This window comes from Klebsiella sp. 10982, from assembly GCF_048589245.1.
In the GTDB taxonomy this organism is placed as follows: Bacteria; Pseudomonadota; Gammaproteobacteria; order Enterobacterales; family Enterobacteriaceae; genus Klebsiella; species Klebsiella quasivariicola.
This window is the reverse complement of the sequence record NZ_JBMAXV010000005.1, coordinates 208,179-221,400: the sequence shown is the minus strand read 5'-3', so window position 1 is coordinate 221,400 and position 13,222 is coordinate 208,179. Positions and strand designations below refer to the sequence as shown.

Genomic DNA, 13,222 nt, shown 5'->3' with positions numbered 1-13,222 from the left:
TTAGAACGGACGGCGGCGTTTGGCGTCGTCCATAAAGCTCCAGGCGATAAAGCGGCTCTGCTTTTGCCCCTGGGCCATCTCTTTTTTCACCACTTTCACGGCCCCAACCTCGGTCAGCAGGCGGTAGAGCGGCGGCAGATTGTCGCCGCGCGACACCAGCGAGGTAAACCATTTCACCTGGCGGGCGAAGTCCTGGCTTTCGCGGATCATCTGCGAGATAAAGGCCACTTCGCCCCCTTCGCACCACAGCTCCTGCTGCTGACCGCCAAAGTTAAGCCCGCTGTCGGCGCCGAGTCCGAGATTGCGGCGCTTGCGCTCACCGCCCGCCCGGGCGCTCTCTGCAGAGTCATGGAACGGCGGATTACACAGCGTGGCGTCGTAGGTCTCGTTTTTGTGGATCACGCCGTGGAAGATGGCCTGACTCTCTTTTTGCCGGCGCAGACGGATCTGTCGGGTCAAGCCGGGGTTGCCATTGACAATCGCCTGTGCGCTGGCGAAGGCCTGCGGACTGATTTCGCTGCCGGTAAAACGCCAGCCGTACTCGTGAGCGCCAATCAGGGGATAGATGAGGTTGGCGCCGGTGCCAATATCAAGGATCGTGGCATCCTTCGGCACCTCACCGCTGTCTCCGGCCAGCAGATCCGCCAGATGATGAATATAATCGGCCCGCCCGGGCACCGGCGGACAGAGAAAGCCGTCAGGAATGTCCCAGTGTTTAACCGCGTAGAAATGCGCCAGCAGCGCTTTATTCAACGCCTTGACCGCCTGCGGATTGGCAAAATCAATAGTCTGCTCACCCAGCGGATTGAGCGTAATGTATCCCTGCAGGTCAGGATGCGCCTGGCACAGCGCGGGCAGGTCGTAGCGTTGATGGTGACGGTTACGCGGGTGTAACCCCGGTTTCTGGGCTTTCATGACAATCTCCTTTGAACAGCCGCGTAAGATACCCGTTGACGGCGGCGCGGTAAATAAGGGAGTCTGGATATCTCTATTATCCGTGACAGGTGCAGCATGTACTTTTATCAACCTTCGCAGGGCCACGGCCTGCCGCATGACCCGCTGAACGCGATTATCGGGCCTCGTCCGATAGGCTGGATCGCCTCACAGGACGCTGAGGGCCAGCGTAATCTGGCGCCATACAGCTTTTTTAACTGCTTTAACTATCGGCCGCCGATCATTGGTTTCGCCAGCAGCGGCTGGAAAGACAGCGTGCGAAATATCGTCGAAACGAAAGAGTTCGTCTGGAACCTGGCGACGCGCCCGCTGGCCGCCGCGATGAACGAAACTTCCGCCTCAATCCCACACGATGAGGACGAATTCGTCCGCGCCGGTCTCACTGCCGCCGCCAGCCGTCTGGTCAGCGCCCCCCGGGTCGCGGAGAGCCCGGTGAACTTTGAGTGTCGTCTGTCGCAGTGTATTCAGCTCACCACCGCCGACGGCAACCCTGTCGATACGTGGCTGGTGCTCGGCGAAGTGGTCGCCGTGCATATTGATGAATCACTGCTGGACAACGGCATCTATCAAACCGCCCGGGCCCAGCCGATCCTGCGCGCCGGCGGCCCGAGCGCCTACTACAGTATTGATGACAGCCTGCGTTTTGACATGATCCGCCCGGACGCCCGCTAACGCACAACATCGGCGCGGAGAACCATACCTGCGCCGGTTGCAGCAAAAATCCTTGTTTTTACATAAAAAATCCCCTCACACGCAGCCTTGACGGGCCTACACTTAAGCTATGTCCCATGCTGTTTATGAGGATATGCTGATGAAAATTACCTCGCTGCTGTTCGCCGCTGCGCTTGTCATCTATGCCAACGCAGCCTTTTCCCTTCCGCCGCCAGATGCCCCGACGCCGGTCGGGCCGCTCCGGCCTGTCGGTACCGTCTCCGCCTCCGGTGCCAGCACCCTTGATGACCTGGTTGCCGCTCTCGCAGATAAGGCCCACCGCCAGCGGGCACTGGCCTGGCGGGTCAATGCCGCCAGCAGCGGCAACCGGCTGTACGGTTCAGCTATAATTTATCAATAACCTTTTACAGGAGGCAGATGATGGCATCAGGTTGGGCAGGCGATGGCGCCGTTCAGGATCAGATCGACAGCACCATTGACGATGCGGTGGCTCGCGCCCGCCGCGAGCTTCCGCGCGGTGAAAGCAACAAATTTTGTGATGAATGCGGAGAGCCGATTCCGGAGGCCCGTCGACAGGCCATTCCTGGGGTCAAATACTGTGTGAAGTGCCAGCAGGAGAAAGATTTACATAACAATACATTTTCAGGATATAATCGTCGCGGATCCAAGGATAGCCAGCTACGCTGACTTGCCTTTACCGTTCATGACAGCCTTTCGCATTATCTTTTCGCGCACATTTTTTAGCGGAAAAAGTCGCAATATGTGCCCTTAAACGCGTCGGTCTTCCTCGCTACGCTTCGTGACGAAAAGAATGAGAAATAATTTATTAATAATCAGTAAATTATTAATCATTCAAAAAATTCGATGAAGACTGTGAATTTCCTTCGATTTTATCTCTCGCAAAAAAGCGTGATACTTATCACATCGACGGAACATCGTCCCCTGAACAGAACAACCTGCGAGAGATTAACTATGAAAAATATTAAATATGCTGCCGCTGCCATCGCCCTGACCGCCCTTTCCTTCGGTGCCTTTGCCGCTGAGCCGGTTACCCCCGCTCAGGCTGAAAGCATGAATAAAATTGGCGTGGTGTCTGCGCAAGGCGCAACCACTTTAGATGGTCTGGAAGCAAAACTGGCTGCTAAAGCCGAAGCCGCTGGCGCAACCGGCTACAGCATCACTTCCGCCAACACCAACAACAAACTGAGCGGTACCGCGGTTATCTACAAATAATCGCTGTTCCCTCGGTAAGCCACTGAATTAACCCTGAAAAGGCCTTTAATACCCTTGCCTTGCCCGTCCGAGCCACCGGACGGGCTTTTTTTTATCCTGCAGATCCGATTACCAGCAGTCGTCGACGCGGCTGAAGCCCTGCTCCAGGGTTGTGACTTCCCCGCTGGCCAGCAGACAGCAGGCAAGCTGAATTTTCAACGAATTGGGCACCGGTTCGACACCGGCGACGCAGCGTTCAATCCAGCGCGCGGTGACCTCGGGATCTTTCGACGCCGGCAGAACCACCGCCTCCGCTGCCGTCGCAGTCTGGCGTTCGTACAGCACCCGCACACCCTGCTCATCGATCAGGCTGATCTGCGGGCAGCGCTGCGGATTGGCGTACACTTCGCCCTCGGTACCGTGCATCAGCAGCGCGCGGCCACCGGTCTCACGAAAGAAGTTCGCCACCCGCGGAACATATTCCGGATGCGACACGCTGGAGAGACGCAACGCCTCCCCTTCGCCAAACGGCGTGGCCAGCTTGGCCAGGGTATGGGCGCTGTTGCGCACGCCCATCCGCCAGCGCATCGCCAGCTGTTTCTCCAGCGGCGCACAGAAGGCGCCCACCGGGATATACACCGGCTCATGCCCCTCCAGCTGCGCCTGTGCCTGTCCGGCGTGCCGGGTGACCGGAATGTCCAGCAGGGTAAAAATGGTTTCGGTCAGCACCCGGGTGGGATCGTGACTGACGCCGTGAACCACCACCGGAAATCCCAGCTTGTGCAGGAGCATCGCCAGCAGCGGCGTCAGGTTCGCCTGCTTGCGCGCGCCGTTGTAGCTGGGGATAACGATCGGCATCGGCTTGCCGGTGGGCGGGGTCAGGCGCAGCGTATGCTGCTGCATCGCCGCGTAGAACCCTTTCATCTCCGCTTCGCCTTCGCCTTTGATACGCAGGGCGATTAATATTCCCCCCAGCTCCAGCTCCGGCACCTCGCCGTCCAGCATCCGCGCGTAGAGCGCGCGGGCGGTCTCTTCATCGAGGTCGCGGGCATGATTCTTACCGCGACCCACCTCTTTTATAATTTTGCTGTACTCCATGGCTCCCCCTGGTGCATCACGCGCCGGCGTCAGCGACGTTTGCGGCCTGTCTGTTTTGCTGTCTGTTTTGCTTTCCGTTTTACTATAACCTCCGGGACGCCCGGCTGCTCTATGGGAAAAACAGGTAACGCGTTCAGTAGACGCGCGCCATAGTTTTTGGTCAACAGGCGCTTATCGTAAATCACCACCTCTCCCCAGCAGTGATGGCTGCGGATCAGACGCCCCACCTGCTGAATAAGATTAAAGGAGGCGCTGGGCAAACTCTGTACCTCGAAAGGGTAACGATTGAGGCTTTTCAGCCATTCGCCTTCGGTGATCACCACCGGACTGTCGATGGGCGGAAAGGCGATTTTATGGATATGTACCTGGCTTAGCAGCTCGCCCTTTAAATCCAGCCCTTCGGCAAAGGACTGCAGACCCACCAGCACGCTGCGTTCGCCGCTTTCCACCCGTTTGCGATGCAGCTCCACCAGCCGATAGCGCGGCTGGTCGCCCTGCACCAGCAGCATCAGGCGCAGATCGGTCACATGCTCAAGGAAGCGGTTCATCGCCCGCCCGCTGGCAAACAGCACCAGCATCCCGAGATGTTTCTTGCTCTCTACCTGCTGGCGAAAATAGGCCGCCATCTCGGCTATATGCTGCTCTTCGTTATCCATCAACGGTTCATAGCGCATTTGAGGAATAATAATTTTCCCCTGCTCCACGTGGTTGAACGGCGAATCCAGCGCCACGAAGCGGTCACCCGCTTTCTCCTTCAGACCACTCATCTCCTGCAGGCGCGAGAAGCTGTTTAGCGAGCGCAGCGTCGCTGACGTCACGACGATATGCGGCACGCTGCGCCACAGCAGCCGTTCCAGCTGATCGCTGACGCGGATGCCGACGCAATGGAACCAGACGTGGATCTGGCCGTCGCGCACCACCCGCGTCGCCCATTTAGTCACCGGCGCACCCGAGGATTGCGCCAGCGACGCCAGGCGCCACAGCTTGCTTTGGCTTTCAAACATACCGAGCGCGCGGTTCATCTGCAGCAGCACCCGATGCAGGCGCACCACGTCATGGCTGCCGGTCTTTTCGCTGAGATCGTTCAGGAACAGCTCCGCCAGCCCGCGCAGCATCTCGGTGAGCTTCGCCAGCCGCTGGCAGATCTCCATCACCTCCTGCGGCAGTTCGCCCATCGGGAAACGATGCTCCGCTTCCTGACCGGCGGGCATGTAGAGATTGAGAATATTATTCAACGAGGCAATCAGCTCGAACAGCTCTTCGCAATGGCCGGTGAGCCGCTCCGGATTGGCCAGCGGCGGCGTGGTTTTCGGGCGGAACTGCTCCATGCAGGTGGCAACCAGCTTGCAGAACAGATCCAGCTGCAGGCGAAACCAGGGGGCGGTGATCTCGGCGCTCATCTCCAGCGCGTCGCGGGCGACGTCCGGCAGATGATGGCCTTCATCGAGGACCAGCAGCAGGTTTTTCGGCTCCGGCAGCACCGCCTCGCTTTCCATCGCCGCCATCACCAGCGCATGATTGGCTACCACCACTTCCGCCTCCTGAATTTCCCGCCGCGCCACAAAGAACGGGCACTCGCGATAGTAGTGGCAGTTACGGTTCAGGCAGCTGGCCTTATCGGTGCTCAGCCGGCTCCACAGCGCATCGTCAATGGCTTTGTCGGTGTGATCGCGCAGGCCATCCCAGCGGTAGCTGTCGAGATCCTGCTTCAGGGTCGCGCACAGCTTCTGCTCGGCCTGGTTATTCGGGGTGAGATCGTCATCGAGAAACGCCAACAGATCCTGCTGCGACGGCTCGGTGCTGGCCAGCGCCGTCAGGTTGCGCGGGCAGACGTAGCGCCCACGACCGAAGGCGGCGGTGAAGCGCAGATCGGGAATGATTTTACGCAGCAGCGGCAGGTCTTTACTGTAGATTTGATCCTGCAGAGCGACGTTGGCGGTACTGACCACCAGCGTTTTTTGCTCCTCACGGGCGATAGCGATCCCGGGGATCAGGTATGACAGCGTTTTACCGACGCCGGTCGGCGCTTCGATAGCCAGATGCCTGCCCTCTTCCCCGGCGAGCGTTTTCGCCACATCGGCGATCATCTGCCGCTGCGGAGGGCGGGGAATAAAGTCCGGGATCTGTTCCTGAAGCGCCTTATACCAGGCGGCGATTTGCGCTTTCAGCGCAGCGGTCAAAGCCATGAGAAAACCTGAATACTGTATAAACAGCCACTATTGTGCCATTTTTGCCTGCCCGGAGGTATTGCTTTCTGCTGAGAGTGGAAGCGTGCTCGACAAATAGTGTAACGGAAAGAAAAAGGCCCGCCGCCGCGTAGCGGACAGACGGGCCTGAGCCGGGCCGCGTTATCGCGGCCGGGGCACCAGCGCGTTATTCGCCAGCCGGCTTACGCGGGCGACGGCGGCGCGGCGGTTTGCCGTCCTGAGTGCGCGCTTTCGGCGCCTCGCCGTCCTGACGACGCGGGGCGCTGCTCTGGCTGCGCGGCTGTCCGCTGCGCCCCTGCCCCTGGCCGCCGCGTCCCTGACCCTGACCACGACCGCCGCCACGCTGCTGGCGACCGTTCTGGATAGGTTCGGCTTTAATGGACGGATCCGGCTCATAGCCGGCAATCGCGATGCGCGGGATCTCTTTTTTCAGCAGGCGCTCGATATCGCGCAGCAGCTTGTGCTCATCCACGCACACCAGCGACAAGGCTTCGCCGGTGGCCGCCGCGCGGCCGGTACGCCCGATACGGTGGACGTAATCTTCCGGTACGTTCGGCAGCTCGTAGTTCACCACGTGCGGCAGCTCTTCGATATCCAGACCACGGGCAGCGATATCGGTCGCCACCAGCACGCGAATGCCGCCGGATTTAAAGTCGGCCAGCGCGCGGGTACGCGCTCCCTGGCTCTTGTTGCCATGGATCGCCGCGCTGCGAATGCCGTCTTTGTTCAGCTGCTCCGCGAGGTGGTTGGCGCCATGCTTGGTACGGGTAAACACCAGCACCTGCTGCCAGTTGCCTTCGCCGATAAGCTGCGACAACAGTTCGCGCTTGCGGTTCTTATCAACGAAATGGACGTGCTGGGTGATCTGCTCGGACGCGGTGTTGCGGCGCGCCACTTCCACTTCCAGCGGGTTGTGCAGTAGTTTCTCGGCCAGGCCCTTGATCTCGTCGGAGAAGGTCGCCGAGAACAGCAGGTTCTGCCGACGCGCCGGCAGTTTGGCCAGTACGCGGCGGATGTCGTGGATAAAGCCCATATCCAGCATGCGGTCCGCTTCGTCCAGCACAAGGATTTCTACTTTATCCAGACTGACCGCGTTCTGATGTTCAAGGTCCAGCAGACGGCCCGGGGTGGCGACGAGGATATCGACGCCACCGCGCAGTTTCATCATCTGCGGGTTGATGCTCACGCCGCCGAATACCACCAGCGAGCGAATATTCAGGTATTTACTGTAATCGCGGACGTTCTCGCCCACCTGCGCCGCCAGCTCACGGGTCGGGGTCAGGATCAGCGCGCGTACCGGACGACGGCCCTTTGCGTGCGGCTCATTCTGGATCAGGCGCTGCAGCAGCGGCAGGGTAAAGCCCGCCGTCTTACCGGTGCCGGTCTGGGCGCTGGCCATCAGGTCACGGCCCTGCAGTACCGCTGGAATGGCCTGCTGCTGGATAGGGGTCGGCTCAACGTAGCCCTGCTCAGCGACAGCGCGCAGGATATCGGGATTCAGGCCAAGGGAATCAAAAGACATAACAACTCCGAACCGCCCCGGCCCGGTGAAGGGCGTAGTTTTCAGGGAGATTATTGCGATAGAGATGGCAAAAACCACAATGCCATGAAGGGGCGCAGTCTAGCAGATTTTGTGACAGGCCGCATAAAATCTGCAAAAGAATGCCGGGTTTATCTGGCGGGGGGAGCAGGCCGCTGAGCGCGCTCAGCGGCCTGGTGCGTCATTGCAGCGCGGTTAACGCAGACGATACTTAATTTTTTCGACGATCTTCGCGGTGGAGATGCCATAGCGATCGTGAAGGGTCGGCAGCGCCCCGGCTAACAGGAACGCGTCGGGCAGCCCCACGCTATCCAGCTCACAGCGCACGCCCTTACGCATCAGCAGCGCGGCCACCGTCTCCCCTAACCCGCCGACCGCGGTATGGTTCTCGGCGGTTACCACCAGACGACCCGGCTTCGACGCCTGTTCAATAATCGCTTTTTCATCCAGCGGTTTGATGGTCGGCACGTGCAGGACCGCCACGCTGATGTTATCGGCCCGCAGCTTTTCAACCGCCTCCAGCGCGCGCATGGTCATCAGCCCGGAGGAGATGATCAGCACATCGTTGCCCTCCTCCAGCAGCTTCGCTTTACCCAGTTCGAACTGATAGTCGTATTTATCCAGCACCAGCGGCACCTTACCGCGCAGCAGGCGCATATACACCGGACCAGGGTGATCGGCGATAGCCGGCACCGCCTGCTCGATCTCCAGCGCATCGCAAGGATCGACGATGACCATCCCGGGGATACCGCGCATAATCGCCAGATCTTCGGTGGCCTGATGGCTAGGGCCATAGCCGGTCGTCAGGCCCGGCAGCGCCGCGCAGATCTTCACGTTCAGATGCTCTTCGGCGATAACCTGATGGATAAAATCATAGGCGCGACGGGTCGCAAAGGCGGCATAGGTGGTGGCAAAGGGAATAAATCCCTCCTTCGCCATCCCCCCTGCCGCCGCCATCAGCAGCTGTTCGGCCATTCCCATCTGGAAAAAACGATCCGGGAAGGCCTGGGCGAAAATATGCAGGTCGGTATATTTTGACAGATCCGCGGTCATGCCGACGATTTCCGGGCGCTGCGCCGCCAGTTTTGACAACGCGACGCCGAAGGGCGCAGAGACGGTCGCCTGGCCTTCATCAGCAATCGAGGCGATCATCGCCGACGTTTTTAAACGGGGTTGACTCTGGCTCATTACAGCACTCCTTCCGGTTTGTTAGCATCCAGCACGGCGATCGCTTTTTGCCATTCGTCTGCATCGACGCGAATAAAATGGTTTTTATCGCGGGTTTCGAGGAACGGCACCCCTTTGCCCATCAGCGTGTCGCATAAAATGACCCGCGGCTGGTTGCCGGAATAACTTTTCGCGTTGTCAAAGGCGGCCATCACCGCCGCCAGATCGTTACCGTCCACGCGCTGTACGTACCAGCCGAATGCGGCCCATTTTTCATGCAGCGGCTCGAAGCCGAGGATTTTGCGTGAATCGCCGTCAGCCTGCTGTTTGTTGACGTCGACAAGATTAATCAGGTTGGTCAGGCCATAGTGAGCCGCCGACATCGCCGCCTCCCAGGTCGACCCTTCGTCCAGTTCCCCATCGGACATGGAGTTGTAGACCCAGGCCGTGCTCTGTTTCTGCCGCAGCCCGAGCGCCATACCGACGGCGATGGACAGCCCCTGCCCCAGCGAACCGCCGGACATCTCCATCCCTGGCGTGTAGGTCGCCATACCGGACATCGGCAGGCGGCTGTCGTCGGAGCCATAGGTTTCCAGCTCGGCTTCCGGGATAATGCCCGCCTCCAGCAGCGCGGCATAATAGGCGATGGCGTAATGACCGTGAGAGAGCAGGAAGCGATCGCGCCCCTCCCACTCGGGATCTTCCGGGCGATAGGTCATCGCGTGGCTGAAGGCGGTCGCCAGTACATCGGCATAGCCCAGCGCCTGGCCGATATAGCCCTGCCCCTGAACTTCCCCCATTTGCAGGGCGTAGCGACGAATACGCCACGCCGCCGCGGCGACTTTTTGTGATTCGGTGATCTTCATCTGTTTGCCTCGCTTAGTGAATTAACATGCCGCCGTTAACGTCCAGGGTGATACCGGTGGAGTAGGAAGAGAGGTCGCTGCCGAGGAACAGCGCGGCGCGCGCGATGTCTACCGCGTCGCCGAGGCGGTTCATCGGGATCCCGGCAAGAATGTTGGCCGTCATGTCGTCGGTCAGCTTGCCGGCGGTAATGTCGGTCTGAATCAGCCCCGGGGTGATGCAGTTAACGCGGACGTTATCCGGGCCCAGTTCGCGCGCCATCGCCCGCGCCAGGCCAAGCACCCCAGCTTTTGCCGCGCTGTAGTGCGGGCCGCCGAAGATACCGCCGCCGCGCTGGGCGGAAACAGAAGAGATGCAGACGATGCTGCCGGATTTTTGCGCCCGCATGGTGGGAATTACCGCCTGCGACATCAGCAGCGTGCCGCGCAGGCTGACATCGAGCACGGCGTCATAGTTGGCGCGCTTGATATCCATCAGCTTCAGCGGCTGGGTAATTCCGGCGTTATTGACCAGTACATCGACCCGACCATATTTCGCCAGGATCTGTTCAATGGCCGCCTGCACCTGCACTTCGTCGGCGACGTTGGCCGCCAGGCCAAGATGGCCTTCACCCAGCGCCGCCGCCGCGGTTTTGCTGGCTTCGCCATTGAGGTCGATAATGACCACTTTCGCGCCGTTGTCGGCGAATAATTTCGCGGTGGCGAAACCCAAACCGCGTGCGGAGGCCGCGCCAGTAATAATGGCGACTTTATCTTTTAATAACATAGTTTCACTCCATGACATTACGTCATATTAATTAACAGGATATATTTCCGTTATTGTGGTTCATCGAGGAAGAGAATCACCACCAAACCAATGGCGGCGCAGATACCAAAATAGGTAAATACAGAATTAAAACTCCCCGTTTTATCAAGTAAGAAACCGGCTGCCATCGGCGCGACAAATCCACCGAGGTTGCCGCCGCTATTAATTATGGAAGAAGCGATCGGATAGGTTTTGCTATCCGAAACGGCCATACCGTAAGCGGTAAAAGCCGGCCAGCCGATATTCAAACAAAAACCGACAAAAAATAATCCAATACAGACCGCCAGGGTGCTCGCCGGGATATTCAGCATAATTAACATCATGACCACCGTTGACACCGCAGTAAACATCATGGTGGGTTTACGTCGGCGGCCCAGGACTTTATCTGAAATCCACCCGCCGCCGATCGCGCCAATAAAGCCGCCGATGCACGGCATACTGGCTACGAAGCCCATACTCATTACATCAAAGCCACGCTCTTTGACTAAATACAGGGGGATCCAGGTTAATAATCCGTACAGCACGCTAACCATCATAAAATACGCCAGGCAGTCACCGAGAATATTTTTTGAGGTGAATAAGCCTTTCGCCGTATCAATTGGCGCCATCTTCTTTACCCGAATGATTTTATCCAGCCAGGTGAATCGATCGGCAATTAATATATTTTCGCGTACGCTATTATTATGACTTTCACGCCCGGCATTAATCTCTGCCAGTTCGCTTTGTGAAACAAATCCGCTTTCTGATGGCTTTGACTTCACCAATAAATACCAGGCTATCGCTGCCACAATCCCGGGTATCGCGAAGGAGAAAAAGACCCATCGCCAGCCCCAGGTCACCGCAATCCACACCGCCAGCGGCGGGACGATAATCGGCGCAAACATAGTGGCCGCGATATATACGCCGGTTGCTGTGGCTTTCTCCTTTGGTGGAAACCAGTTATTTATGGTGGAAGCCAGCCCCACCGGGCATGGCCCTTCGCTAAGGCCCAGTCCCAACCGCACCAGCTTCAGGCCAAACACCGAGCTTACCGTGCCCATTAGCCAGGTAAAGGCGGAGAAACCGAAAATGGACAGTGAGACCAGCCCCCGGGTACCGCGTTTGGCGATGAAAAAGCCGGCCGGGATCTGGCTTACCGCATAGCCGAGGAAAAACATACTGGCAATCGCCCCGGCTTCAAAATTGTTGATATGAAATTCATCAATGATAAACGGCAGTACCGCGCCGATATTTGTTCTGTCGGCGTAATTTATGGCATACACCAGAAAAATCATCGTCAAAACTACGAGACGATATTTTGTTTTCCTGGCGTCAGTACAGACTAGTGTATCTATACGTGACATAGGGTTTCCTCATCTTATACCTCATCCACCTCACTGCCCGTTGCCGCTTCGGATCACCGCGTTTTCACTTTCCATACAGCAGCAGGAGATAAATATCTTTTCGCTCAGCTAAACAGGTGGTTAGGTGTTTTATTATGGCGATCTCAACGCATCGCCGTTTGTGATCAGGCCTGTGAGAGGAATATAACAACCCCACAATGAAACGGTATTCAAAAAACCTCAATTATGATTGAGAAAAATTGAGTTAGTGACTTCCCGCAAATTTTTAGCGTTTACTGACAGGCGCTCTTTTAATGAGATAAATTGTTAAGCCCATCACAAATTAACGTTGTTTTTTCGCTTTTCCCTATGCTGGCTATCCTGGCTGCGCCACGCTGTTCGCTATTTTATTTTATTCGCGCCCTGCGCAGGATGCCGTCATGAGTCAACCGCTGCCCAATAAAAATTTGCCGATGCCCTCTTTACGCAATATCCAGGCGTTTATTGAAGTCGCCGATACCGGCAGTCTCAACCTGGCCGCAGAGAATCTCAACATTACCGCCTCGGCGGTCAGCCACCAGATAGCCAGCCTGGAGCACTTTCTGGGGAAAAAACTCTTCTCCCGCAGTAGCAAGGGCGTCATGTTGACCGCGGTGGGAGAAAAATATCTCAAAGAGGTTTCCGGCGCGCTGAATATGATTGGCCAGGCCACCAGCCAGGTGATCAACGATATTCATCAGGATTATTTACGTATTCACTCGGCGCCGAGTTTCGGCCTGCTGTGGCTGATGCCTCGTCTGGATAAATTCCGCCAGGCGTGGCCGACGTTAAAAATCAGCCTGACCTGCTCATATGAAAGCATCCAGTTCTCGCGGGATAATATTGATATCGATATTCGCCACGGCCTGTCACAGTGGCCGACGCTGATGGTCAGAACCATTAAAAATGAATGCGTACTGCCCTACAGCGCAGCCTCTTATTTAGCCGACCACCCTGTTCGCACCCCGGAAGATCTGCTGGCCTGCGATCTGATCCACTCCGACAGTACCTTAATTAACTGGAGCAACTGGCTGTCGTGGCACAAGGTCCGCGGCTGGCACAAAAACTTTATCTTTAACTTCGACCGGTCATACATGAGTATTGAGGCAGCCCGAATGGGGATGGGAGTGATCCTTGAAAGCAATCTGCTGGCCGGCGGCCATGTGCGCCAGGGGCAGCTGACGCCGGTATTTGCCGACGAGCGGAGTATGCCGGTCGGCGCGCACCACTTCGTTCTCCCCCACGCCAATGAACAGAAGGAGAAGGTTCAGCGCTTCTTCACCTGGGTCGCCGGGGAGCTACAGGAAGACGGTTTTCATATTTAGTCCTGGCGGGTGGACAAA

The 13,222-nt window shown here is 57.7% G+C and carries 13 protein-coding genes and 1 pseudogene; 5 read left to right on the top strand and 9 right to left on the bottom strand.

Annotated elements, in window-relative coordinates; genetic code table 11:
- Entirely contained in the window at window positions 1-915 is a 915-nt protein-coding gene (rlmF, locus tag ACKLKD_RS06760; protein ID WP_080897590.1) for a 23S rRNA (adenine(1618)-N(6))-methyltransferase RlmF, read from the bottom strand.
- A 96-nt stretch (window positions 916-1,011) separates the two neighbouring features.
- Between rlmF and ACKLKD_RS06755 the strand changes: the two genes are divergently transcribed.
- From ACKLKD_RS06755 to ybiJ, 4 genes are all read left to right on the top strand, one after another.
- Window positions 1,012-1,626, top strand: a complete 615-nt coding sequence (locus ACKLKD_RS06755) for a flavin reductase family protein (protein ID WP_080897591.1) — start codon at window positions 1,012-1,014, stop codon at window positions 1,624-1,626.
- A 139-nt stretch (window positions 1,627-1,765) separates the two neighbouring features.
- Window positions 1,766-2,026, top strand: a complete 261-nt coding sequence (locus tag ACKLKD_RS06750) for a DUF1471 domain-containing protein (RefSeq protein ID WP_087805014.1) — start codon at window positions 1,766-1,768, stop codon at window positions 2,024-2,026.
- Window positions 2,027-2,046: 20 nt separating this feature from the next.
- Window positions 2,047-2,313: a DksA/TraR family C4-type zinc finger protein gene (locus tag ACKLKD_RS06745; RefSeq protein WP_080897603.1), complete on the top strand. Its 267-nt coding sequence runs from the start codon at window positions 2,047-2,049 to the stop codon at window positions 2,311-2,313.
- Between the two features lie 285 nt (window positions 2,314-2,598).
- A complete protein-coding gene (ybiJ, locus tag ACKLKD_RS06740) occupies window positions 2,599-2,859 on the top strand; it encodes a DUF1471 family protein YbiJ (protein ID WP_004176772.1) in 261 nt (86 codons plus the stop codon).
- Between the two features lie 108 nt (window positions 2,860-2,967).
- Here ybiJ and ybiB read toward each other — a convergent pair whose 3' ends face one another.
- The 8 genes and pseudogenes from ybiB to ACKLKD_RS06700 form a co-directional block, all read right to left on the bottom strand.
- Window positions 2,968-3,936 (bottom strand): DNA-binding protein YbiB, encoded by a 969-nt coding sequence (ybiB, locus tag ACKLKD_RS06735; protein ID WP_080897593.1) that lies wholly within the window; start codon window positions 3,934-3,936, stop codon window positions 2,968-2,970.
- 29 nt (window positions 3,937-3,965) lie between these two features.
- Entirely contained in the window at window positions 3,966-6,122 is a 2,157-nt protein-coding gene (gene dinG / locus ACKLKD_RS06730; RefSeq protein ID WP_025713988.1) for an ATP-dependent DNA helicase DinG, read from the bottom strand.
- A gap of 187 nt (window positions 6,123-6,309) precedes the next feature.
- Window positions 6,310-7,665: an ATP-dependent RNA helicase RhlE gene (gene rhlE / locus ACKLKD_RS06725; RefSeq protein ID WP_080897594.1), complete on the bottom strand. Its 1,356-nt coding sequence runs from the start codon at window positions 7,663-7,665 to the stop codon at window positions 6,310-6,312.
- A gap of 213 nt (window positions 7,666-7,878) precedes the next feature.
- A complete protein-coding gene (locus tag ACKLKD_RS06720) occupies window positions 7,879-8,871 on the bottom strand; it encodes a transketolase family protein (protein WP_025714759.1) in 993 nt (330 codons plus the stop codon).
- Window positions 8,871-9,716 (bottom strand): transketolase, encoded by an 846-nt coding sequence (locus ACKLKD_RS06715; RefSeq protein ID WP_025714758.1) that lies wholly within the window; start codon window positions 9,714-9,716, stop codon window positions 8,871-8,873. Before ACKLKD_RS06715 ends, ACKLKD_RS06720 begins: the two co-directional genes overlap by 1 nt.
- Before the next feature lie 13 nt (window positions 9,717-9,729).
- Window positions 9,730-10,479 carry an SDR family NAD(P)-dependent oxidoreductase gene (locus tag ACKLKD_RS06710; RefSeq protein ID WP_012542384.1) on the bottom strand — a complete coding sequence of 250 codons (750 nt, stop codon included), beginning with the start codon at window positions 10,477-10,479 and terminating at the stop codon, window positions 9,730-9,732.
- Window positions 10,480-10,529: 50 nt separating this feature from the next.
- Window positions 10,530-11,861, bottom strand: coding sequence for an MFS transporter (locus ACKLKD_RS06705; RefSeq protein WP_080897595.1), 1,332 nt, complete (start codon window positions 11,859-11,861; stop codon window positions 10,530-10,532).
- A 290-nt stretch (window positions 11,862-12,151) separates the two neighbouring features.
- A pseudogene (locus ACKLKD_RS06700) lies at window positions 12,152-12,289 on the bottom strand (hypothetical protein).
- Between ACKLKD_RS06700 and ACKLKD_RS06695 the strand changes: the two are divergent.
- Window positions 12,281-13,204 (top strand): LysR substrate-binding domain-containing protein, encoded by a 924-nt coding sequence (locus ACKLKD_RS06695; protein ID WP_080897596.1) that lies wholly within the window; start codon window positions 12,281-12,283, stop codon window positions 13,202-13,204. The pseudogene ACKLKD_RS06700 and the gene ACKLKD_RS06695 sit on opposite strands and share 9 nt — an antisense overlap.
- The last annotated feature ends 18 nt before the right edge of the window (window positions 13,205-13,222 follow it).

Coding starts and splice junctions, on each gene's coding strand:
- ACKLKD_RS06705 (WP_080897595.1), bottom strand. CDS start 11,861: ATGTCACGTATAGATACACTAGTCTGTACTGACGCCAGGAAAACAAAA.
- ybiB (WP_080897593.1), bottom strand. CDS start 3,936: ATGGAGTACAGCAAAATTATAAAAGAGGTGGGTCGCGGTAAGAATCAT.
- rhlE (WP_080897594.1), bottom strand. CDS start 7,665: ATGTCTTTTGATTCCCTTGGCCTGAATCCCGATATCCTGCGCGCTGTC.
- ACKLKD_RS06750 (WP_087805014.1), top strand. CDS start 1,766: ATGAAAATTACCTCGCTGCTGTTCGCCGCTGCGCTTGTCATCTATGCC.
- ACKLKD_RS06710 (WP_012542384.1), bottom strand. CDS start 10,479: ATGTTATTAAAAGATAAAGTCGCCATTATTACTGGCGCGGCCTCCGCA.
- rlmF (WP_080897590.1), bottom strand. CDS start 915: ATGAAAGCCCAGAAACCGGGGTTACACCCGCGTAACCGTCACCATCAA.
- ACKLKD_RS06755 (WP_080897591.1), top strand. CDS start 1,012: ATGTACTTTTATCAACCTTCGCAGGGCCACGGCCTGCCGCATGACCCG.
- ACKLKD_RS06745 (WP_080897603.1), top strand. CDS start 2,047: ATGGCATCAGGTTGGGCAGGCGATGGCGCCGTTCAGGATCAGATCGAC.
- ACKLKD_RS06720 (WP_025714759.1), bottom strand. CDS start 8,871: ATGAGCCAGAGTCAACCCCGTTTAAAAACGTCGGCGATGATCGCCTCG.
- ybiJ (WP_004176772.1), top strand. CDS start 2,599: ATGAAAAATATTAAATATGCTGCCGCTGCCATCGCCCTGACCGCCCTT.
- ACKLKD_RS06695 (WP_080897596.1), top strand. CDS start 12,281: ATGAGTCAACCGCTGCCCAATAAAAATTTGCCGATGCCCTCTTTACGC.
- ACKLKD_RS06715 (WP_025714758.1), bottom strand. CDS start 9,716: ATGAAGATCACCGAATCACAAAAAGTCGCCGCGGCGGCGTGGCGTATT.
- dinG (WP_025713988.1), bottom strand. CDS start 6,122: ATGGCTTTGACCGCTGCGCTGAAAGCGCAAATCGCCGCCTGGTATAAG.